General features: G+C 53.2%; 17 protein-coding genes. 8 read left to right on the forward strand and 9 right to left on the reverse strand.

What is annotated here, in order from left to right; all coding sequences use genetic code 11:
* Positions 1 to 154: 154 nt before the first annotated feature.
* On the forward strand, positions 155 to 2,257 hold the full coding sequence (recG, locus tag F0P93_RS11700) for an ATP-dependent DNA helicase RecG (RefSeq protein WP_150876538.1): 2,103 nt from the start codon (positions 155 to 157) through the stop codon (positions 2,255 to 2,257).
* 45 nt (positions 2,258 to 2,302) lie between these two features.
* On the opposite strand, the gene F0P93_RS11705 is transcribed toward recG, so the two are convergent.
* Positions 2,303 to 4,375, reverse strand: coding sequence for a caspase family protein (locus F0P93_RS11705; RefSeq protein ID WP_191908787.1), 2,073 nt, complete (start codon positions 4,373 to 4,375; stop codon positions 2,303 to 2,305).
* 246 nt (positions 4,376 to 4,621) lie between these two features.
* Between F0P93_RS11705 and F0P93_RS11710 the strand changes: the two genes are divergently transcribed.
* Positions 4,622 to 5,548 (forward strand): sugar phosphate isomerase/epimerase family protein, encoded by a 927-nt coding sequence (locus tag F0P93_RS11710; protein WP_150876542.1) that lies wholly within the window; start codon positions 4,622 to 4,624, stop codon positions 5,546 to 5,548.
* Positions 5,549 to 5,560: 12 nt separating this feature from the next.
* Here F0P93_RS11710 and F0P93_RS11715 read toward each other — a convergent pair whose 3' ends face one another.
* A complete protein-coding gene (locus tag F0P93_RS11715; RefSeq protein WP_150876544.1) occupies positions 5,561 to 6,484 on the reverse strand; it encodes a phosphate/phosphite/phosphonate ABC transporter substrate-binding protein in 924 nt (307 codons plus the stop codon).
* Positions 6,485 to 6,577: 93 nt separating this feature from the next.
* A complete protein-coding gene (locus tag F0P93_RS11720; RefSeq protein ID WP_150876546.1) occupies positions 6,578 to 7,249 on the reverse strand; it encodes a DUF4369 domain-containing protein in 672 nt (223 codons plus the stop codon).
* Positions 7,250 to 7,446: 197 nt separating this feature from the next.
* Here F0P93_RS11720 and F0P93_RS11725 point away from each other — a divergent pair, with 197 nt between their 5' ends.
* On the forward strand, positions 7,447 to 8,799 hold the full coding sequence (locus F0P93_RS11725; protein WP_150876547.1) for a DUF418 domain-containing protein: 1,353 nt from the start codon (positions 7,447 to 7,449) through the stop codon (positions 8,797 to 8,799).
* Between the two features lie 111 nt (positions 8,800 to 8,910).
* Here the strand turns inward: F0P93_RS11725 and F0P93_RS11730 are convergent, their stop codons facing one another.
* Positions 8,911 to 9,216 (reverse strand): GNAT family N-acetyltransferase, encoded by a 306-nt coding sequence (locus F0P93_RS11730; protein ID WP_150876549.1) that lies wholly within the window; start codon positions 9,214 to 9,216, stop codon positions 8,911 to 8,913.
* A gap of 162 nt (positions 9,217 to 9,378) precedes the next feature.
* Here F0P93_RS11730 and ggt point away from each other — a divergent pair, with 162 nt between their 5' ends.
* The gene (gene ggt / locus F0P93_RS11735; RefSeq protein WP_225309458.1) at positions 9,379 to 11,136 is read left to right on the forward strand and encodes a gamma-glutamyltransferase; all 1,758 of its coding nucleotides are present in this window, start codon (positions 9,379 to 9,381) and stop codon (positions 11,134 to 11,136) included.
* A gap of 59 nt (positions 11,137 to 11,195) precedes the next feature.
* Here the strand turns inward: ggt and blaOXA are convergent, their stop codons facing one another.
* Both blaOXA and F0P93_RS11745 read right to left on the reverse strand, forming a co-directional pair.
* Positions 11,196 to 11,987 (reverse strand): class D beta-lactamase, encoded by a 792-nt coding sequence (blaOXA, locus tag F0P93_RS11740; RefSeq protein WP_150876551.1) that lies wholly within the window; start codon positions 11,985 to 11,987, stop codon positions 11,196 to 11,198.
* 15 nt (positions 11,988 to 12,002) lie between these two features.
* The gene (locus F0P93_RS11745) at positions 12,003 to 13,478 is read right to left on the reverse strand and encodes a hypothetical protein (RefSeq protein WP_150876553.1); all 1,476 of its coding nucleotides are present in this window, start codon (positions 13,476 to 13,478) and stop codon (positions 12,003 to 12,005) included.
* 654 nt (positions 13,479 to 14,132) lie between these two features.
* Here F0P93_RS11745 and carB point away from each other — a divergent pair.
* Positions 14,133 to 17,027 (forward strand): carbamoyl-phosphate synthase large subunit, encoded by a 2,895-nt coding sequence (carB, locus tag F0P93_RS11750; protein WP_150876555.1) that lies wholly within the window; start codon positions 14,133 to 14,135, stop codon positions 17,025 to 17,027.
* A gap of 222 nt (positions 17,028 to 17,249) precedes the next feature.
* Positions 17,250 to 17,486, forward strand: a complete 237-nt coding sequence (locus F0P93_RS11755) for a DUF4834 domain-containing protein (RefSeq protein WP_114405469.1) — start codon at positions 17,250 to 17,252, stop codon at positions 17,484 to 17,486.
* 3 nt (positions 17,487 to 17,489) lie between these two features.
* Here the strand turns inward: F0P93_RS11755 and F0P93_RS11760 are convergent, their stop codons facing one another.
* Both F0P93_RS11760 and purN read right to left on the reverse strand, forming a co-directional pair.
* On the reverse strand, positions 17,490 to 17,906 hold the full coding sequence (locus tag F0P93_RS11760) for a YbjQ family protein (protein WP_150876556.1): 417 nt from the start codon (positions 17,904 to 17,906) through the stop codon (positions 17,490 to 17,492).
* Between the two features lie 10 nt (positions 17,907 to 17,916).
* Positions 17,917 to 18,516, reverse strand: coding sequence for a phosphoribosylglycinamide formyltransferase (gene purN / locus F0P93_RS11765; RefSeq protein WP_150876558.1), 600 nt, complete (start codon positions 18,514 to 18,516; stop codon positions 17,917 to 17,919).
* A gap of 74 nt (positions 18,517 to 18,590) precedes the next feature.
* Between purN and F0P93_RS11770 the strand changes: the two genes are divergently transcribed.
* Both F0P93_RS11770 and F0P93_RS11775 read left to right on the forward strand, forming a co-directional pair.
* A complete protein-coding gene (locus F0P93_RS11770) occupies positions 18,591 to 19,217 on the forward strand; it encodes an ABC transporter ATP-binding protein (RefSeq protein ID WP_150876560.1) in 627 nt (208 codons plus the stop codon).
* A 6-nt stretch (positions 19,218 to 19,223) separates the two neighbouring features.
* Entirely contained in the window at positions 19,224 to 20,456 is a 1,233-nt protein-coding gene (locus tag F0P93_RS11775; protein WP_150876562.1) for an ABC transporter permease, read from the forward strand.
* 117 nt (positions 20,457 to 20,573) lie between these two features.
* Here F0P93_RS11775 and F0P93_RS11780 read toward each other — a convergent pair whose 3' ends face one another.
* Complete coding sequence (locus tag F0P93_RS11780; RefSeq protein ID WP_150876564.1) at positions 20,574 to 21,506, reverse strand: sugar phosphate isomerase/epimerase family protein; 933 nt, start codon at positions 21,504 to 21,506, stop codon at positions 20,574 to 20,576.
* Between the last annotated feature and the right edge of the window lie 19 nt (positions 21,507 to 21,525).

Raw genomic sequence — 21,525 nt, forward strand, 5'->3', positions numbered from 1 at the left:
GTTTTTTAGCGCAGGAAGTCTGATTTCGAAGCCTCATTGCACATCAACTCATTCGAAAAACAGTATCTTTTACGAAATTTTGTAGTTTTGGTTAACCACAAGGCCGACTCCGGAACCATTCTGCCCCGGCGGGGTTGTTCAACAAACTGAGGGTATGACTGAGCGCGTAACGTTTTTCGATACAAAAATTGACTATTTGAAGGGTGTGGGCCCTCAGCGGGCGTCGTTACTCAATACCGAACTCAACATTTTCACGTACCGGGACCTGATTCAGTATTACCCGTTCCGGCACGAAGACCGCACCCGGTTTACCACCATCATTGAACTCTCGGAAGCCCTCCCGGCGGCTCAGGTCATCGGCCGCATTCGCGACTGGGCGATAATCGGTGAAGGTCCCAAGAAACGGCTGGTGGCCGAGTTTACCGACCATACCGGTTCGATGGATCTGGTTTTTTTTCAGGGCATCTCACATTTTGAAAAATTTCTGCGCCCCGGTGCCGAATACATCGCCTACGGAAAACCCATTGCTTTTGGCAGCAAATACAGCATCACCCACCCGGAACTCGACCCCTTAACGGCCGAAAACGAGCAGGGAAGTACGTTTCACCCGATTTATAACCTGACCGAAAAGCTGCGCCGGATGCGGGTCGACAGCAAGCTGATTGCGCGCATGATGCAGCAGTTGCTCGAAATAGCGTATCCGCATATTCACGAAACGCTGCCCAATTCGCTGCTGGAAAAATACCGGATGATTTCGAAAGCCGACGCGATTGAGAACATCCATTTGCCCAAAAGCCAGGCCTGGCTCAAACAGGCCGAACGGCGGCTGAAGTTCGAAGAACTGTTTTACAACCAGTTGCGGCTGATCAAAAACAAGCTGATCCATAAAACGGAATACCCCGGTCAGGTGTTCCGGAACATGACGCTGCTGAACCGGTTTTATAAGGAGTTCATGCCGTTCTCACTAACCGATGCCCAGAAGCGGGTTTTGCGCGAAATTCACGGCGATCTGGTCAGCGGAAAACAGATGAACCGGCTGTTGCAGGGCGACGTCGGCAGCGGCAAAACGATCGTCGCCTTCATTGCCATGCTCATGGCCATCGACAACGGCGCCCAGGCCTGCATCATGGCCCCGACCGAAATTCTGGCCGACCAGCATTATTATGGACTGAAAGTATTTGCCGACCAACTGGGCCTGACCATCGGGCGGCTGACGGGCTCAACCCGTACCAAAGGCCGCCGGATCATCCATGACCAGTTGCAGAGCGGTATGATGCACATCATCGTCGGCACGCACGCGCTGCTGGAAGACGTGGTGCAGTTCAAGAACCTCGGGTTGTGCATCATCGACGAGCAACACCGCTTTGGCGTGGCCCAGCGCGCCCGGCTCTGGAACAAAAACCAGGAGATTTACCCGCACATGATGGTCATGACAGCCACGCCCATTCCGCGGACGCTGGCAATGACGCTTTACGGCAACCTGGATCTGTCGGTGATCGACGAACTCCCGGCGGGTCGGAAGCCGATCAAAACCGTTCATCGGTACGATACCCACCGGCTGGAAGTGTTTGGGTTCATCCGGCAGCAAATTGAGCAGGGGCGGCAAATTTACATCGTGTATCCGTTGATCGAAGAATCGGAAAAACTGGACTTCAAGGACCTCATGGACGGGCACGAAAGCATCACGCGGGCGTTTCCGAATCACCCCATCGGTGTTTTGCACGGTCGGATGACTGGCTACGACAAGGATTTTGAAATGGACCGGTTTGTGAAGGGCGAGACCAAAATTATGGTGGCTACAACCGTGATCGAGGTCGGCGTAAACGTACCGAATGCCAGTGTAATGGTGGTCGAAAGTGCCGAGCGGTTCGGGCTGGCGCAGTTGCACCAGTTGCGGGGGCGCGTCGGGCGGGGGGCCGAGCAATCGTACTGCATTCTGATGACGGATTATAAGCTCTCGAAGGAAACCCGCACCCGCATCGAGACGCTGGTGAAAACCAACAACGGTTTTGAAATTGCCGACGTGGACCTCCAGCTTCGCGGCCCCGGCGACCTCTCCGGCACGCAGCAAAGCGGCATTGCCGACCTGATTCTGGCCGACCTGGCCAAAGATGGTGCCATTCTGATGGCGGCCCGGGAGTCGGCGCAACACATTCTGGACGAAGATCCCGATTTGATTTTACCCCAACATGCCCCGATCCGGAACCAGATCGAAATGCAGCGGGCAGACGAAACGAACTGGAGCCGGATCAGTTAGCGTCCGCAGATCAAGATTTGCAAATCTTGATCCGCACGGTTTTTATCAGAATTTCAACTTGATTTCCTGCGCCATTTCGGTAACAACTTGCGGATTTTGCCGGTTTTGGGTTTGCCGTTTCACCTCGATCTGTGTGCGTAACAAGACATCATCCAGCACTTCGCCCGACCGAAGGTGGTTGAGCAGCGAACGGGTGTATACGCCATTTCTTCCGGAACTATTTTCGGCAACGTTTCCCCAGCCGGTTGCCATGGCCAGATACATATTGCCTTCGCCGGAAAGATCACCAACGGGTTTAAACCCCCGGGAACCGCCCCGGCTGAAGGATTTAAACGGGTTATCGCGGCAGGCGTCCATGATAATGACGTTAAAAGCCGCATGGGTATTCCGGCGCATCCGGTCGATCAGTTTCTGCACATCGACCCCCTGGAGATCCACATCGTCCGGATCCGTCAGCTTTGCATCCACCGGAATCAGGTAGTTGTGATTATCGAACTCAATACCGTGTCCGGCATAGAAAAAAAGCGCGACATCGGCGTTTTTAAGCTGTTGATTGAACTGACCGATGCTTGTTTCAAGCGTGGATTTGGTAGAATTCGTCACCAGCGTCACCAAAAAACCCAGCGCGCGCAGCCGATCGGCGATATCAGTGGCATCATTGACGGGCATTCCTTCCAGCGACGACCCATTCTGGTAAGCGGAGTTGCCGACCACGAGCGCAAAGCGTCGGGGAAAGGCTACGACAACGGCCTGGCTGGTCGGTGGTTCAGTCGGCTTATCGGGTTTCGAATCGACCGGTTGCCGGGCAGCCGCCGTGGTAGTAGGGGTGGTCTGGCCCGGTTTTGGGCCCGGCGTGGTAGTTGGTTTAGATTCGGGAGGGCGCTGTGTAACCGGGTCGGCGGGTATTGCGGTCAAAAATGGTTCGTCGCCGATGGGCATGACACAAGCCACTTTTTTCTCCTCAAACTGCTTCAGGATGTTTTGCAGATTGGTTAAATGCTCGTTCAGATCAGCTTCTGTACTTTTGGTCTCTCTGGCCCGTTCAAAATACGGTACGACCTTTTTGAACGTGCCACATACCTGCCCTTCTATGCGTCTGCCATACTGGGCATACTCCGCCGAATTCATGCCATCGACTACTTTTTTAAGTTTAACGGCCTGGTTAAAATACCAGACGCCCATGTTGAAATTGGCATCGTAATTACCAGGATCAAGGGCTAGCGCGCGGGTCAGATAAGCTTTTTCCAGTTTTTTTTCTCCGACATATTTCTCCCTGACCTCCGCCAGCCGTCTGCCAGATTCCAACGCGGCTGAAGCGTGCATGGCCGATTGGTCATTCGCTTCCAGTTGAACGATTGTTGCCTGATTATCAGTAATGCGTTGTTTTACCATGCCTAGTTGACGTTTCAATTCGGCATTTTGGGGTTGTTTCCTGAGGAGCGCATTGAGTCGCTTCTGCTCAGTCAGATAGACGTCCAGCGTTTTTTTCGTATCCGCCAGTTGTTTTCCCAGATCGCTTTCTCTCTTGGTCTCGATTTCTAGTTTGCCAACTTCCTCGTCCGTTTTAGCAGCTATATTTGAGTAGATAATGGAAAGATTAACGAGACTTTGTACATCGTTCGGATTTCGCACAACCGCCTTTTTCAAATCGTCAATTGCCTCATCGATCCGATTGGCTGTCAAAAAAATATTGATTCGTTCGTTGGCAAGATCCCGGTTAGCAGGGTGGATGGCAATGGCTTTGTCGAGCGTAGAAAGGGCCTTTTCATAGTCCTGATCGGCTTTATAAATCGATGACAAGGCGTAAAAAACTGCGGCATCCCGCCCTCCACGCACAACATACTTCTCAAACTGATTACGTGCGGCCGGCTCATCTTTTAGTTGTTGAGCGGCAATTCCGGTATAAAGCGGGGCAATGGTATCAGTCGGCATCAGGTTACCAGCTTCCGACATGTATCGGATAGCGGCCGTGAAGTCTTTTTTCTGAAAAGCCGCAACACCCAGGTCCATCAAATCCTTGTACTTTTTGGCATCATTTTTCTGCGCCTGAGCAGCCGGAATGCATTCAAACACACTGATAAAAAGCCACAGTAGGATTACAACTGCTTTTCTGTTCATTTTCAACATGCTTTCATTTCGCTTCAAAGTTCTGACTTAAACAATAGGCGTCTGTTGGAGGGGTAGTATGGTTGCAAAGACCTAAACCGGCGAAAAGAGAACCGATCCGGAACAAACGTCATCAAACACCGTCAGCTAAAAATGCCCAATCAGGCAATAAGTTATCATCTGAATTGAAAAAAAAGGCATAAATGGTAACAAAATCACATTTACCCCAATCCTTGTATATTTACCCAAAAAAATCGGATGCTCTCCCGTCGCCATTTCCTCCAATCCTCCACCCTGCTGGCGGGCAGTCTGCTCGTGCCACCGCTACCGGTTTTGAAAACCGCCCCCAAACCGCTGCGGCTCGGCGGCCCCATCTTTCTAAAAAGCGACGACCCGGAGGAACTGGCCCGCGAACACCGGCGGCTGCATTACAGCTCGGCGTATGTTCCGGCGGTCAAGCTGACGGAAACCGCCAGAATTGCCGCCATTCGGAAGGTTTTTGCGGAGCAGAACGTTCTCATCGCCGAAGTCGGTGCCTGGGTTAACATGTTGGATCTGGATACCGAAAAACGGAGAAAAAACCTGGCGTATGTCACCGAGCGCCTGGCGTTGGCCGAAGAGATCGGGGCGCTGACCTGCGTAAACATCGCCGGTTCCTACAACCCGAAGCAGTGGGATGGCCCGGATGCCCGCAACCTAACGAAAGAATACTTCGATGCGACGGTAGAAAACTGCCGGAAGGTCATCGATGCTGTAAAACCGAAAAAAGCCAAATTTGCGCTGGAAATGATGGGCTGGAGTTTGCCCGACGGGCCGGATTCATACCTGAGATTCATCAAAGCCATCGACCGCCCGGCTTTTGGCGCCCACGTCGACATCGCCAACATCATCAACACGCCCGAACGGTTTTACAACAACACGGCCCTGATCGACGAGACTTTCCGCACGTTAGGGCGCTGGATTGTGGCAGTTCATGCCAAGGATGTCCACGGCAAGGATGTCCATTTTGCCGAAACCATGCCGGGTCGCGGAACGCTTGATTACGTTGCCTACATCCGAAATGTCACCGCCTTACCGCAGGAAGTCCCCTTTATGCTCGAACACCTCCGCACCCCGGAAGAATACGACGAAGCCCGGCAATTCGTTATCCGCAAAGCGACCGAAGCGGGGATTCCGCTGGCGTAGTGAAAAAAGCCGTCACCGGATTAAATTGGCAAACTGCTCGATCAGCGTCTTCGGAGCGCCGATTCGTTGCTGATACGATTGGTAAAAAGCCCGGTCGATGGGCCGAAATTTCTCGGCTTGCCGGGCTTCCGACCAGCCCGAACGCAGCGCCACCAACACAGCGTGGTTTTCGGTGTGCAACGCTAACAGAACGTCCGTGATCTTTTTCTGCAACGAAACGTCCAGCGTGTTTTTCAGCAAGACTGGCCCCAGCGGTATCTCCTCCGACTCCCAGACCATTTTAATCCGGTTTTTCAGTGTCGAATCTTTCCGAACGGCTTTGTGGTACTCTTCACTGCCAAAAGCCGCCAGATCGGTTTTCCGCTCCAGCACCTGCGTCAATCCGTTGGCGTGGGTTTTACTGAACGCGACCGCCTTAAACTGACGCTCGGGTTCCGGTAGGCCGTTGGCGTACAGATAAGCCCGTGGAATGAGGTTGCCGGAGGTGGAGGTTTCGCTCACAAAGGTCATGCGATACTGAGCAGCCTGTTTCGTCAGATCGGCCATTCGGTTGACCGGCAACGATGCGTGGGCAATGAGGGCGGTTTTGTAGTTGTCGCGCACACCGGGCGGCACCTGCAATGCCGCTACCGGCGTATAGGGGCTGGCCCCCCGGTTAATGAGCAGCAAGTACCCAAACGTACTGATGAGGGCTAGATCGACTTCACCGGCCTCGATACCGGCAATGAACCCGGCCACATTCTCATAACTTCTGGTCTGAACCGGCATCCCCAGTTTCTGACTCAGGACATCGGCCAGGGGCTGAATATTGCCCAGGCGGTTGTTGTCGGCGTAAGTATACGTGGCCAGTGTTAGTTTCGGCGTCTGGCAAAACGCCGGAAAAGCAAACCATTGAATCAGGACGATCAGCCGGATTCGGAGCAAAACAGGACTCATACAGCGTGGATGGGTTGAAATGAAACCGCGAAAGTAGTCCAAGCAATCCAAACGGGCTGACAACGATTTAGCAAACGGACATGAAAACCGGTTTTACTTCAACTGATTCTGCAACCGTTTGGCCAGCGTGTGGCTCTTGAATGAACTACTGAGCTTGTCGTACATCGCGCGGGCTTCGGCTTTGGGAAACTGGTTCCAGTACCAGTTCAGCAAATACAGGCTCAGTTGCGAATCAGGGTTGGCCTTGATCTGCTCGGCCACTTTCTGGTTTTGTTCGGCCTTCAGCCGCTTTTCTTCCCGCGCCACCCGGTTTGCAATGGCCGTATCACCGGTCGAACGCTGGCGGTCGTTGTACAAATCCATCAGCACTTCGCGGTAGGGGCGGTCTACTTCATTCTGAAATTTCAGCCAGCGGTCGGTCAGTGGTGAGCCTTTTACCTCGGCTTCGCGAAACGCGTCGCGGGTGCCTTCGAGGGTCAGGTCGCCGTCCCAGATAAATTGCACCTGCCCCGGCAAACCGGCCGCCACAACGTTGTAGAAATCAATTTCAGGAATGGTGCGGCTGAACGTAAACTTGCCATCGACCGCCCGGGTCGAATCCACGATCAACGGCTTGCTGTTGGCATTATCGGTTTTTTTGAGGTAAACCATAACCGTACCCAGTCCGTTGACATTGCCCTGCAGCCTGACGTTTTTCTGGGCCTGAACCGACGTAAAAAATCCAAGACTGAGGAGAAGGACGAGACTATAAATACTTTTTTTCATGACACGATGGTGAGGCTCTTTTAAGATTTGCCGTTAAATAAAACGTTTTGATACCCAGCATGTAACCGGGTATATTACAAAGAATAAACAACAAAAATACCCTTTCTGTCTGCGTTTGGTGTCCGTAACCGGCAGTAAACTTATCCTCTGGCCTTTTCAAATCAAAACGGTATCGTCAACCTCTACCTTTCTGCTCCATGGATGCCCTTTCCCCCACCGTCTCGTTGACTTCCGAATCTCCCGGCTACGTCGCCGTTCAGCCCGTTGCCAAAGCCGACCGCATTCAAACCATCGACGTCATTCGTGGTTTTGCGCTGCTCGGCATTCTGATGATGAACATCCCGTACTTTGGCCTGTCGCACACGGCTACCCCCCGGTTTTTCACGGCCCCGGTCGATTCACCGGATTTTAAGACCTTCCTGACGGTTTCGGTGATTTTTGAAGGAACCATGCGGGCCTTGTTTTCGATGTTGTTCGGCGCGGGGATGTTGCTGTTTATGGCCAAGAAAGACACCCGAACCGATGGCTACGGCATGCCGGATTACTACTACCGGCGGTTGTTCTGGCTCATCGTGTTCGGCATGTTCAACGCGTTTGTGCTGCTCTGGCCCGGCGACATTCTGTATACTTACGGCGTTTGCGGTTTATTTCTGTTTCCGTTTCGGAACATGAAGCCCCGGACGCATCTCCTGATCGCGTTTTTCTGCGTGGCGGTTTTGGGCGTAAAAGGATTTTTCAAGGCGATGGAAACCCAGGAGAATCGGGAAGGCTACCTCAAAGCCATTCAACTGGAGAAACAGAAAAAACCGCTGACTGACGAACTCAAAAAAGCCAAAGAAGGCTGGCTGGCTGTGGAAAAAAACACGAAATACGACCAGAAGAAAGAGGACGAAATTAACAAAACCATGCAGGGCGATTACGGCACGATTTTCAAAGCGTATCTGCCGCTGAATACCAAATTTGAGTCGGTTAAATTCTACCAGAATTTCATCTGGGACGCCTGGGCGCTGATGTTTCTCGGAATGGCGCTGTTCAAATGGGGCTTCTTTTCCAATCAACTGCCCACCCGAACGTACGTCCTGACCTTGCTTGCCGGTTATGGCATCGGCCTATCGCTGGGCTGGTTGGCCTTCTGGGATGGCGTCGCCTGGTTCACGAACCCCGGCAAAGTGATCGATGCTGATTCGTTTCCGTTCCAGGCTTTCTACCAGATTCGCCGGGCCGCTTCCGCCCTCGGACATGCCAGTTTGCTGTTGTTGATCTACCGCTCGGGCATCGTTCCCTGGCTGATGAAAGCCCTGGCCAACGTCGGGCAAATGGCGTTCACCAACTACCTGATGCAGAGCATCATCTGCACCCTGTTTTTCTACGGATACGGTTTTGGCTACTTCGGCAAGCTGTCGTATTATGAACTTTACTTCGTCGTAGCCGCCGTGTGGTTGTTTCAATTCATCTTCTCGGCCCTCTGGCTCCGGTTCTTCCGCTTCGGCCCCTTCGAATGGCTCTGGCGATCGCTGACGTACTGGAAACGGCAGCCCATGCAGGGTTGAAGGGAATTTCAAATGAGAAATGATGAATGTTAAATGTAAAAGTGTTTCAAGTCCGACCACTTTTACATTTAACATTCATCATTTCTCATTTGAAATTTAAAATTCCTTTTTTCACAATCCGTCTTCTTCCTTCGTCCAAACATCCGCATAGTCTTTCGGATGCCGCTTGAACTGGAGGTGTACGTATGGACAAAGCGGAATGACTTTCAGGCGGTTTTCCCGCGCATACGCCACCATCGCATCCAGCATCTGTTTGGCGTAGCCCTTTCCTTCGGCTTCCGGGACCACTTCCGTGTGATAAACCGTCAGGTTACCATCGGCGATATTGACCACCATTTCGCCAATTTTAACGCCCTCTTCGTAGAGGTAAAAAGCGCCGGGACTTTTCTGGTCCAGGTCTAGTTTGATTTCTGCCATCGTATGGTACGGTAAACGAATGCTGCACCGGTCGTTGAAAAGTAGGGCGGCCGGTTTGCGGAAATATAGGAATAAATCGAATTCCGATCGCTTTTCTGGGCGAAATTCCACCCCGCTTCTTATTATTTGATAACTTACCCACCGAGCCTACGCAATCACGGTATGAAATCAAAAATGGAACGTTTGACGACGCTTTTCTTTACCGGCTATGCCCTGTGTCTGCTCTTTTCCACGCCGGGACTGGCGCAAACGGGGAAAGGTGATCGCATCAGCGGTTTGAACTTCGCTACCCGAAGTCCGGTTGTGGCCAGCCACGGCATGGTGGCGACGGCTCATCCCCTGGCGTCGCAAATCGGCCTCGACATTCTGAAACAGGGCGGAACTGCCGTCGACGCAGCCATTGCGGCCAACGCGGCCCTGGGCGTGCTGGAACCCAACAACTGCGGCATCGGTGGCGATTTATTCGCCATCGTCTGGTCGGCCAAAGACCGGAAACTGTATGGCCTGAACGCCAGCGGCCGGTCGCCCCGGGGACTAACATCCGACAAATTGAAGGCGGTTTTGGGCGATAGCAAGACGATTCCGCTCTATGGGCCCCTATCGGTTTCGGTGCCGGGAACCGTAGACGGCTGGTTCGAATTGCACCGGCGGTTTGGCAAACTCACCATGAAAACCCTGCTGGCGCCCGGCATTCGCTACGCCCGCGAAGGTGCTCCCGTTCCATCGGTCATTGCGTATTCGTGGCAGGAGGCCGTTCGGCGGCTGGAAGCGAGCCGGTCAACGATTCAGGAATTCGATAACTTCCGACGAACCTTTCTGATCAATCAGTTACCTCCCCAAGAAGGACAAATCTTCAAAAACGCGGATTTGGCGGCTACCTACGAAAAGATTGCCAACGGCGGTCGGGATGCTTTTTACAAAGGGGCGATTGCATCAGTCATCGATCGGTACGCCCAAAAAACCGGGCTATACCTGCGCAAAGAAGATCTGGCTAGCCACAAAAGTACCTGGGTCGATCCGGTTTCGGTCAACTACCGGGGTTTCGATGTTTTTGAACTGCCGCCCAACGGCCAGGGGATCGCCGTGCTCCAGATGCTGAACATGCTGGAAGCGTATGATTTACAGAAAATGGGACATAACAGCGCGGAGTATCTGCACGTATTGACGGAAGTCAAAAAGCTGGTGTTTGAAGACCGCGCCCGGTTTTACGCAGATCCGGACTTCGCCAAAATACCGCTATCCTGGTTGCTATCGAAGGACTATGCGGCCCGGCGTCGGAAATTAATCGATCCGAAACAGGCCGCCAAACGCGTCGATTCCGATGCGCTGCCGCTGCGGGAGGGCGACACAACCTACCTCACCGTGGCCGACGACGAAGGCAATATGGTGTCGTTGATTCAAAGCAACATGCTCGAATTTGGCAGCGGGCTGGTGCCCGACGGGTTGGGATTTGTCTTTCACAACCGGGGAACGAGTTTCAGCCTGCAAACCGGCCATGCCAACGAATACAAACCGGGCAAACGTCCCTTCAACACCATCATCCCGGCATTTGTCCTGAAAGACGGAAAACCGTTCCTGAGTTTTGGCGTCATGGGCGGAGCCATGCAACCGCAGGGCCACGTTCAGATTCTGTGTAATCTCCTGGATTTCGGCATGAACGTGCAGGAAGCGGGCGACGCGGCCCGGTTCAGCCACTCCGGCAGCAGCGAACCCATTGGCACCCGAATGCTGGACGGCGGTCACCTGGCGCTGGAAAGCGGTATTTCAAACGAAGTGCGCGAGGAACTGGAGCGCAGGGGCCACCACCTGATTGCCAAGGATTTCTTCGGTGGCTATCAGGCCATCCTATTCGATACCACGCAAAAAGTCTATCACGGGGCCTCAGAAATGCGGAAAGATGGGCAAGCGGTGGGGTACTAATGAGTTATGAGTGAAGAGTTAAGAATTAGCTGACGCATCCATAACTCATAACTCTTCACTCATATTCCCAGTTCCTTCAAAATCGCTTCCGTAATCTGGCGACGGGCGGGGACAAACGTAGTAGGAACCGGTTTTGGACTTTCTACATTGGTGGCAAAATAATAGACCTTGTCGCCTTTCTCGACGTAGCCTACAAACCAGCCGATGTTGGGGTTGGCACTGCCTCCGGCCCAGCCCGTCTTGCCGTAAAGTTTCATGCCCGGTTTTTCGTCGATCAGCATGATTTTTTTCAGAACCGCCAGATTTTTGGGTGCAAACGGCACCTTGCCCTCGTGAATCCGGTGCAACAGATCGATTTGTTGCTCCTGTGTAATCGTGGATTTGCCTTCCAGCCAGAACGAATCCAGGTTGTCGGCGTTGATGTCCAGTTTTCCGTAGCCTACTTTAGCAACCCACTCGCGCATCCGTTTCAGGCCCACTTTCCGGGCCACTTCCTGGTAACAAGGCACGCAGGAAACTTTAAAGGCCGTTTCGAGTGTATTGTCGCGGTTCCAGGTTTCGATTTCCCGTTTAACGCTGTCCCATTTCATAACGGAATTTTCGTCTTTCAGCACACCGGTTTCCAGGCCGATCAGCGTGTTGAGAATTTTGAACGTGGACGCGGGCAGAAAGCCCTGCCGCGTGCGTTCAAACTGATACGCCGTGTAATGGTCACGCTGCGGATCGTAGAGCAGAAAGGACCCTTTCAGTTTCTGTTCGGTAAAAAAACGTTCGAAATCCGGGCGTTCCGTCACGGAAGCGGGGCGGTAGCTCAGCAGAAAAAGCGAAGCGAAGGCAACCAGGGTCTTCATAAAGAAGGGAAAACGTTACGGTTTGGACGAAATGGACTGAATTTTGGCAAATTTGCCCGCTCCGCCTTTTTCGCCCAGGGCTGGCTCAAACCCGAGTTGGATAATGGACCCTTTCCAGGTGGGCACTTTGGTCATATCAATTTCATAGGTCCGGTACTGACCGTCGCCAATAATCGGAAAATCAACCAGGTTTCCGGCCACAAATTCGGGGTCTTTCGGCACCATCCACCGGAGCCGGGCCTGCGTTGCATCGGTTTTGAAAGCCCCTTTGATGTACATCTTCGGCACATCGGCGGCCTGATACATTTCGTTGGGGCCAATCATCAGGAAACTCCCATTATCGAGCGGCAGATCCAGTTCGTTTTTAATGGGCCAGCCGCGATCGGTTCCCTGATAGTACCACCACGACTGCCGGTCGGCCACAAAGCGATAATCCGGTGTCGATTTGGGACGGGGTTGCGCATACACGAACTTCCGGATGTCGTCGAGCGTGCCGACGACCAACGTATAATCGTACTGATACTGGATGTTATAGTCGAGAACCTCATAGGCCGATGGTGTAATGTAAGCCGTCGTGAAGTCGTATTCGCCCCCAACAACGGAGGTTCCGAACGTACCACCGATAAAATAGTGGTGGTTCGGTTTATACACTGCCACCCCCCAATTGGCATCGTTGACCATCGCCATCCAGTTTTCCGGAGAGATCAGCGGCTGTCCGCCAAAAATCTCGTTGACGGTCTGGCTGCTCGTTTTGGTCAGCACATCATTGGTAAAAGGGCGCGCACCCGTGTAGGCAACGACATTCCGAAACGGCGCATTCAGAAAGACGGCCGGTAACTCCTGCGGTTTTGCCGAATATTGTTTCGTGTCACTCCGGTTGTTGTTCAGCCGGTGCCGCACTTTAACGGTATTTTTATCGAGCGTGATCCAGGTTTCAATCGTGCATTCGCCCACCACATTGTCATTGGGATAGATCATCGGGACGGTTTTGACGTAAATTTCCCGGCCATCATTCCGCGATTCGAGTACCTTGGAGCGATTGCCAAAGACATCGCCCGACATAATCGGATTCCAGCCCAGTTCCTGCCACAAGGGGTGGGGTTGTTTGCCCCCCGGCGCAAAGGGCGTCGGCCCGGCATAAAACGACGCCTGAATCTGGCGGCCCGCATCCCAGTTATTCACCACATTTTGCCCGTTGGCCGACGTGGCCAGATAGGTGATGGCGCCCCCCATGTTCAGATCGACGCTCAGGCGGAGCATGCCGTTATCGATGTAGGAAGGCCGGGCCGGTGGATTTGGCAAACCGGTGATGGGCGAAGTTCCGGGGCCGCTCCCGCCGGTGTTTCCTCCCGGCGTTCCGGGCGTACCCGGTGTTCCGGACGTACCACCCTGGTTGGAGGGCGTCCGCCAAACCCGCTCTTCGTATTTGTAACAGCCTGTAAACGTCAGACCAACCACCGCTATCAGGATCCATGCACGTCGACGTATCATCATATTTCGTAAAGGAGACTAATCCGTTATTTTTCCGATCAACAACTATCTGTTTCTTGCAGAATGCAAACTTGGGGATAAGTTTACAAAATAATGGCTTTAATCTTTAACTCGCTCGCCATTTAAACCAAAAGCAATTCAATAATGGTTCTGAAAAGCCTGATTTCCAACCCTATAAAACAGCGCTTACCCCCTGACATCATCCTGAACCCGGTGTTAACCCACCTACGCCCGGAAAGCGTTCGAAAAAGCCGGGTTGACCATTCGCGATATTAAGTTTGGCAACGGGTGTGGGCGACTCAATACCGTTGATTACCAGGATTTGATCTTTGTGACCAAAAAATAGCGTTTTTGTCGTTGCCCTGCGGTTTCCGGGTGCAACGACAAAAACATTTAAAAGTTTTTCTTCCTAATTCGTCTCCATCCACTAATTTTGTGGGATTTTTGACCATACCGAAACAGATTGGCTTCGGAAGCAACTAAACGGTTCGCCCTGTGTCTGCGTTCCGGTCGCTGTGCCAACCTGTTTTCGCTTCGGGCCAGTACGTTTCAGGGGGTCAGGAATAGTGATTGTGTGTTAAGGATTGACACGCATTTTTCATCGGTTTGCCGTTGCAACGGTCGCCAGATTCATTATTCATTCGTCTCACTGTAATGCCCAAAGACTCCTCCATCCGTTCGATTCTCATTATCGGCTCCGGCCCTATTGTCATCGGTCAGGCCTGCGAATTTGACTATGCCGGTTCCCAGGCCGCCCGTTCGCTGCGCGAAGAAGGCATCGAGGTATCGCTCATTAACTCGAATCCGGCCACGATCATGACCGATCCGATCAATGCCGATTACGTCTATCTGAAACCGCTTGAGAAAAAATCCATCGTCGAAATTCTCAAAAAGCATCAGGAAGAAGGCCACCCCATCGATGCGGTTTTACCGACGATGGGCGGTCAGACGGCCCTGAACCTGGCCATTGACTGCGACAAAGCGGGTGTCTGGAAAAAATACGGCGTCCGCATCATCGGCGTAGACATCAAAGCCATCGAGACCACCGAAGACCGCGAGAAATTCCGGTTGAAAATGCTCGAACTGGGCGTTGGCGTTTGCAAAGGGCGCACAGCCCGTTCGTTTCTCGAAGGAAAAGAAATTGCCCAGGAAATCGGTTTTCCGCTCGTCATCCGGCCGTCCTATACCCTCGGCGGAACCGGGGGCGGTTTTGTCGACCGACCCGAAGACTTCGATCAGGCCCTCAACAACGGGTTGCACGCTTCGCCGGTGCATGAGGTGCTGGTTGAACAGAGCGTGATGGGCTGGAAAGAATATGAGCTGGAACTCCTCCGCGACGGTGCCGGGAACTTCATCATCATCTGCTCCATCGAGAACTTCGACCCGATGGGAATTCACACCGGCGACAGCATCACGGTGGCTCCGGCAATGACCCTGCCCGATACGCTCTACCAGCAAATGCGCGATCTGGCCATTAAAATGATGGATGGAATCGGGAAATTTGCCGGGGGCTGTAACGTCCAGTTTTCGGTTAATCCGGCCGACGACTCCATCATCGCCATTGAAATCAACCCGCGCGTGAGCCGGTCTTCGGCCCTGGCGTCGAAAGCCACCGGGTATCCGATTGCGAAAATCGCGGCCAAAATGGCGATTGGCTACAACCTGGATGAACTAATCAACCCGATCACCGGCTCGACCTCGGCATTCTTCGAACCCGCCATCGACTACGTGATTGTGAAAGTCCCGCGCTGGAATTTCGACAAATTTCCGGGTGCCGACCGCTCGCTGGGTCTGCAAATGAAATCCGTAGGCGAAGCCATGGGCATTGGCCGCAATTTCCAGGAAGCTTTGCAGAAAGCCTGCCAGTCGCTCGAAATCCGGCGCAACGGTCTGGGTGCCGACGGCCGGGAACTGACCGACCAGGCCGCGCTGACCTACAGCCTGGCACACCCAAGCTGGAACCGGCTGTTCCACATTTACGACGCCTTCAAAATCGGCATGTCGTTCAAAACCATCCAGAATCTGACCAAAATCGACAAGTGGTTTTTGTACCAGATCGAAGAACTGGTGGAGCTGGAAAAGGAGATCGGAAAGTTTGATCTGGACGATGTACCGGCCGCTTTGATGCTGAAAGCCAAGCAAAAAGGCTATGCCGACCGCCAGTTGGCCCATTTGCTGGGGGTCAAGGAAAGCAATATTTACGATTTCCGTCAGGAGCACAACATCCGGCGCGTTTTCAAATGCGTAGACACCTGCGCGGCTGAGTTCGAAGCCCGGACGCCCTATTACTACTCGACCTTCAACAGCCCGCAGTTGCCCAGTGCCGGTGGCGCATTCCCCGAAAAAGGGGCTTTGCCGGTCGGTATGCTGGCGGGGAATGAATCGATCATCAGCGACCGCAAGAAAGTGGTGATCCTCGGCTCAGGTCCTAACCGCATCGGGCAGGGCATCGAGTTCGATTATTCCTGCGTACACGGCGTTCTGGCCGCGAAGGAGTGTGGGTATGAGACGATTATGATCAACTGCAATCCCGAAACCGTTTCGACCGACCCCGACATTGCCGACAAACTCTACTTTGAGCCGGTTTTCTGGGAACACGTTCACGCCATCATCATGCACGAAAATCCCGTGGGGGTCATTGTGCAGTTGGGCGGACAGACTGCCTTGAAAATGGCCGAAAAACTGACACGTTACGGCATTAAGATCATCGGTACGGATTACGAATCACTGGATTTGGCGGAAGATCGCGGACGCTTCTCGGCACTGCTGCGGGATTACAACATTCCGTATCCGAAATTCGGAACGGTGCGCGGTTCCGACGAAGCCGTCGAACTGTCGCGCGAACTGGGTTTCCCGCTTCTGGTGCGGCCCAGCTATGTTCTTGGGGGTCAGAGCATGAAGATTGTGCTCAACGAAAAGGAACTCGAGCAGCACGTCGTCAAGATTCTGCACGATATTCCCGACAACAACATCCTGCTCGATCACTTCCTCGAAAATGCCATTGAAGCCGAAGCCGATGCCATTTGCGACGGGGAAGATGTCTACATCATCGGGGTGATGGAACACATCGAACCGGCGGGTATTCACTCCGGCGACTCCTACGCCCTGTTGCCGACATTTGACCTGAGCGACGCCGTAATCCAGCAGATTGAAGCCCACACCCGAACGATTGCCAAAGCGTTGAAAACCGTCGGCCTGATCAACATTCAGTTTGCCGTGAAAGACGAGGTGGTGTACATCATCGAAGCCAATCCACGGGCATCGCGGACGGTGCCGTTCATCTGCAAAGCCTATCAGGAACCGTATGTTAACTACGCGACGAAGGTGATGCTGGGCGAGAAAAAAGTGAAGGATTTTGACTTCAAACCGGTCAAAGAAGGCTATGCGATCAAAATACCGGTCTTCTCGTTCAACAAATTCCCGAATGTAAACAAGGAACTCGGCCCGGAAATGAAATCGACGGGTGAAGGCATTTACTTCATCGACGACCTGGAAGACGAGTTTTTCCAGAAAGTCTACTCCGAGCGGAATTTGTATTTGAGCCGGTAGTCACCCTGTCAGCGGTCACAGACCCTGACAGCGGTGATTGTCCGGACAATGATGAGAACGGAAATAATCAATTATAAGCTCAGCGCCACCGCTGATCAGGGTCTTCGACCGCTGACAGGGTGGCGCTGAATTTTAAGTATTTTATAATATCAGTAGAGCAACTGTTTAATCCGCTTTTGCGTTATATCTTTATCTCATAACCCGAACAGCCAGTCGTTCAGCATGATTTTTAAATTCTTATTCGTTCTTCTGCTCCTGATTGCTTTTGTGCCGCCGGTACGACGCTTTTTCTTCTGGCTGCTGGTTGGCCGCCAACTTGCCAAAGAACAGCGTAAAGCCAATGAGCGTTTCAACCAGGGCGGTCGCGAAGGCGAAACCCGCGTTTATACGACTACGCCCGGTGCTACCGACTCCAAGTTGAAAGGTGGCGAGTACGTGGATTACGACGAAGTGAAGTAACCCTCACGGCCTCACTTCCCGTTCTTTCTGGTACTTCACGGCCATTCCCCGCATGGAATATCCATTGACGGTTGCCGAACTGTAATATTGATACCGAACAGCAATCAGCGCATCGGCCCCCAGTTTTTTCGCCTGCATCGTTAAGCGCGCCAGCAGCAGTTCTTTCTGCTCGATGTTGTTGCCCCGTTTCACCATGCGCCCCTTAATCGGCTCTTGCTGTTGCTGGGTCAGCGGCACTTCTTCCTTGTATTCCAGCCATTCCATTTCCGTAAAGGGCCGGTCAGGCTGCTGATTTTCGTAGAACACATCCACCGGATAATTGGGCGACATCGAAATCGGAATCGCCGGTCGAAAACACCCCACCAGACTGACTACCAGGAAAATTGTGCCTGTTAAACCGTATCTGCCTAACTTTATCATTTTACATTCATCATTCATCATTCATCATTCTTAACACCTTTTCCACCACTTCCGGGTAATACCGGTGTTCCAGCACCTGCACTTTTCGGGCCACATCCTCCGGCGTATCAAACGGTTCGAGCGCGCAGGAAGCCTGAAAAATGATGTTTCCCTCGTCATAATGCTCATTTACGTAATGAATCGTGATCCCCGATTTGAGTTCTCCCGCTTCGACCACCGCTTCGTGTACGAAATGGCCGTACATGCCTTTGCCGCCGAATTTCGGTAACAAAGCCGGATGAATGTTGATCATCCGTTGAGGAAACGCTTTGACCAGCGCTTCCGGTATAAGCCACATGAAACCCGCCAGCACAATCAGATCAATCTCCTGTTTTTGAAGGAGTTCCACAATGCGGTTGGTTTCGTAAAACGTCTTCCGGTCGAACACCAGAACCGGCACATGGAGTTTTTGGTCGGGACCGAACCCCCGGCGCGCCCGTTCGATAATCCCGGCTTTCGGGTTGTTGGATAGGATCAACGTGACCTCAATGTCGGGATGATCCGTCAAATACCCGGCAATTTTCTCCGCGTTGGTTCCGGAGCCGGAGGCAAAAATGGCAATTCGCTTCATGGATTGATCAAAATGGAACGCAATAACGCTACAAACCTACGTATCTTTCGAAAAAAATTGATGATATTAGCCGTATGCTTCAATCGCATCAACTGACCTTTTCGTACGCACCGACCAAACGATTCGCCTTCCCGGACATCCGCTGCAACGACCGCGAAGCGGTTTTGATTCTGGGAAAATCCGGTACGGGCAAAACCACGCTGCTGCATCTGCTGGCGTTACTCCTTCGGCCGGAGAACGGCTCGGTCACCATCGACCAGACCGACCTGACCCAATTGCCACCGGCCAAAACCGCTACCTTCCGGGCCGCTCATGTGGGCATCATCTACCAGAAACCGCATTTCGTCAGCGCACTTTCGGTAATGGACAACCTCCTGCTGGCCAATTATCTGGCCAAAAACCCGCAGGATAAAAACCGCGCCCGCGAACTGGCCGCGCATCTGGGCTTTGCCGATCACCTGAGCAAGAAAACGCACCAGATGAGTCAGGGCGAACAGCAGCGGGTGAGCATTGCGCGGGCCGTCATGAACAAACCGGGGGTCATTCTGGCCGATGAACCTACCTCCAGTCTCGACGACGTCAACTGCGCCCGGGTGGTGGCGTTGCTGCGCGAACAATCCGAGCAAATTGGAGCCAGCCTGATCGTGGTGACGCACGACCAGCGGTTGAAAGACGAATTTTCGAATCAGGTGATTCTCTAGAAACGTATGAATCTCTTTAAAATAAGCTGGGCCAATCTGAAAGATAAACCGCTCAGCAGTTTCCTGAGTGGCTTGCTGATGACGCTGGGCATCACGATCATTTCGCTGTTGCTGCTGTTGAACAAGCAGTTGGACGAGCAGTTTTCCCGCAACGTCAAAGGCATCGACATGGTGTTGGGCGCGAAAGGCAGCCCGCTGCAACTGATCCTGTCGAGCATTTACCAGATCGATTCGCCGACGGGCAACATTCCGCTGGAAGATGCCGAACGGCTGACCCGCAACCCGATGATCAAAACCGCCATTCCGCTGTCGATGGGCGATAGTTACAAAACCTTCCGGATCGTCGGGACGAACAAAAAATACGTTGATCACTTTGAAGCCACTGTCGGCCAAGGTGCACTCTTTCAGAAAGACCTGGAAGTAACCATTGGCGCCCGCGTGGCCGAAACGACTGGTCTGAAACTGGGCGACACCTTCGCCGGTTCGCACGGGCTGGACGGCAACGGCGAAGAACACGGCGAGACGAAATACAAGGTCGTCGGCATTTTCAATCCGAACAGCAGCGTCATCGACCAGTTGATTCTGACGCCTTTATCGAGTGTCTGGGCGATTCACGAGCACCACGAAGAACACGAAGGCGAGGAACACGAGGGCGAAGCACATACCGACGAAGACCCTGATCACGAAGCCGAAGCGCCCCGCGAAATTACCAGCATGTTGGTGAAGTTCCGGAATCCAATGGGCATGATGGTGGCCCGGGGCATCAACGACAACTCTAAACTGCTGGCGGCTCTGCCCGCCATCGAAATCAACCGCCTGTTCGATTTGCTCGGCATTGGCGTCGATACCCTGCGCGGACTGGCGGTGGCCATCATGCTCATCGCCGGGATCAGCGTATTTGTGTCGCTCTACAATTCGCTGAAAGAACGCAAGTACGAAATGGCCCTGATGCTCTCGATGGGTGCTGGCCGAACACAACTCTTCGGTATGCTGCTCCTGGAAGGGTTGACGCTTTCCCTGATCGGTTTTTTGTTAGGACTGGTTCTCAGCCGAATCGGATTGCTCCTGTTCTCCATGCGCGCCGAACGCAATTTCCATTACAGCTTGAACAACCTGAACATCCTGCCCGAAGAATGGCTGGTGCTGGGCGTCGCCGTCCTGATCGGTATTGTTGCCGCAGCACTTCCGGCTTTGGGTGTCTACCGCATGAATATTTCGCAGACGCTGGCGGAAGAGTAATCAGTTTACAGTTTTCAGTATACGGTGCGGTTCCCCGCCGGGACTGACGCGAGCTACTATGAATGCGCCAGCCACCGTAAACCGAAAACCGTATACCGAAAACTGTAAACCGGCAAACTAACTCCCAAAAACCGCCTTCACTTCCTTTAAATCCTGCCGGTGGGCCGTCAGGGCGTCCATCGTGTTGGGCGACTGTTTTTCGATGCATTGTTCCAGCACCAGATGCGGATGAACACCCATGGCTTTTAGTTCTTTGGCCAGACGCGGGTAATCAATATCGCCATCGCCAAAGGTTTCCGCCCAAACGCCGTTTTTCGACTGGCGGAGGTGCAGTTCCGTGATGCGTTTTCCGTAGAGTTTCACGATGTCGAACAAAGCGATCTGCGAATTGCCCGAACCCCGGTAAATCCAGTGTACATCCAGGCAAAGCGACACATTTTTGGGATCGGTTCCCAGCATCATGTGGTGGAATTCGCGGGCAGCGTTGCGCATTTCGACGTCGTGCGTATGGTACGACAGCGTCATGCCCCGCTTCCGGAGTTCGGCTCCGAGCCGGTCCAGGTTGGCGGCTTGGGTGGCTAAGTCCACATCGGTTTTGTCCTCCCCACTCCCCCACTTGATCGGGCTGGGATTGGTCACCACCAGCCGCACCCCCAGCGGACGGGCCGCATCCGCAATGGCCGTTACCGTTGCCAGCGTTTTATCCGCTTCATCGGCCTTGTGCAAGGTGCTGTTGACATACAGCGAATGCATTTCCAGTTTGTGCTTTTTCAGCAAGGGTGCCAGCTTCTGGATTTCGTCTGCCGACGTAATCGACGGCTCATATCCGACAATACCCGATTTGGCAAAATCGGCCAGCGACGCATCCAAATCCGCCGACCAGTTGCGGCCCTGCCGTTGATAAAACGTATGCCAGGTATACTGGTTGCAGGCAATCTGCGGTCGCCCGGCGGCAGCGGTTTTTGCTTCGGCCACAGCGGTTTTGGTCAACGGAAGCAGCGCGGCCAAACCGGCCAGAGACTGTAAAAAAGTACGACGATCTGTGTTCATGGGTTTAGGGCGAAAACCC

The organism is Larkinella humicola (genome assembly GCF_008727875.1).
Classification (GTDB): Bacteria; Bacteroidota; Bacteroidia; order Cytophagales; family Spirosomataceae; genus Larkinella; species Larkinella humicola.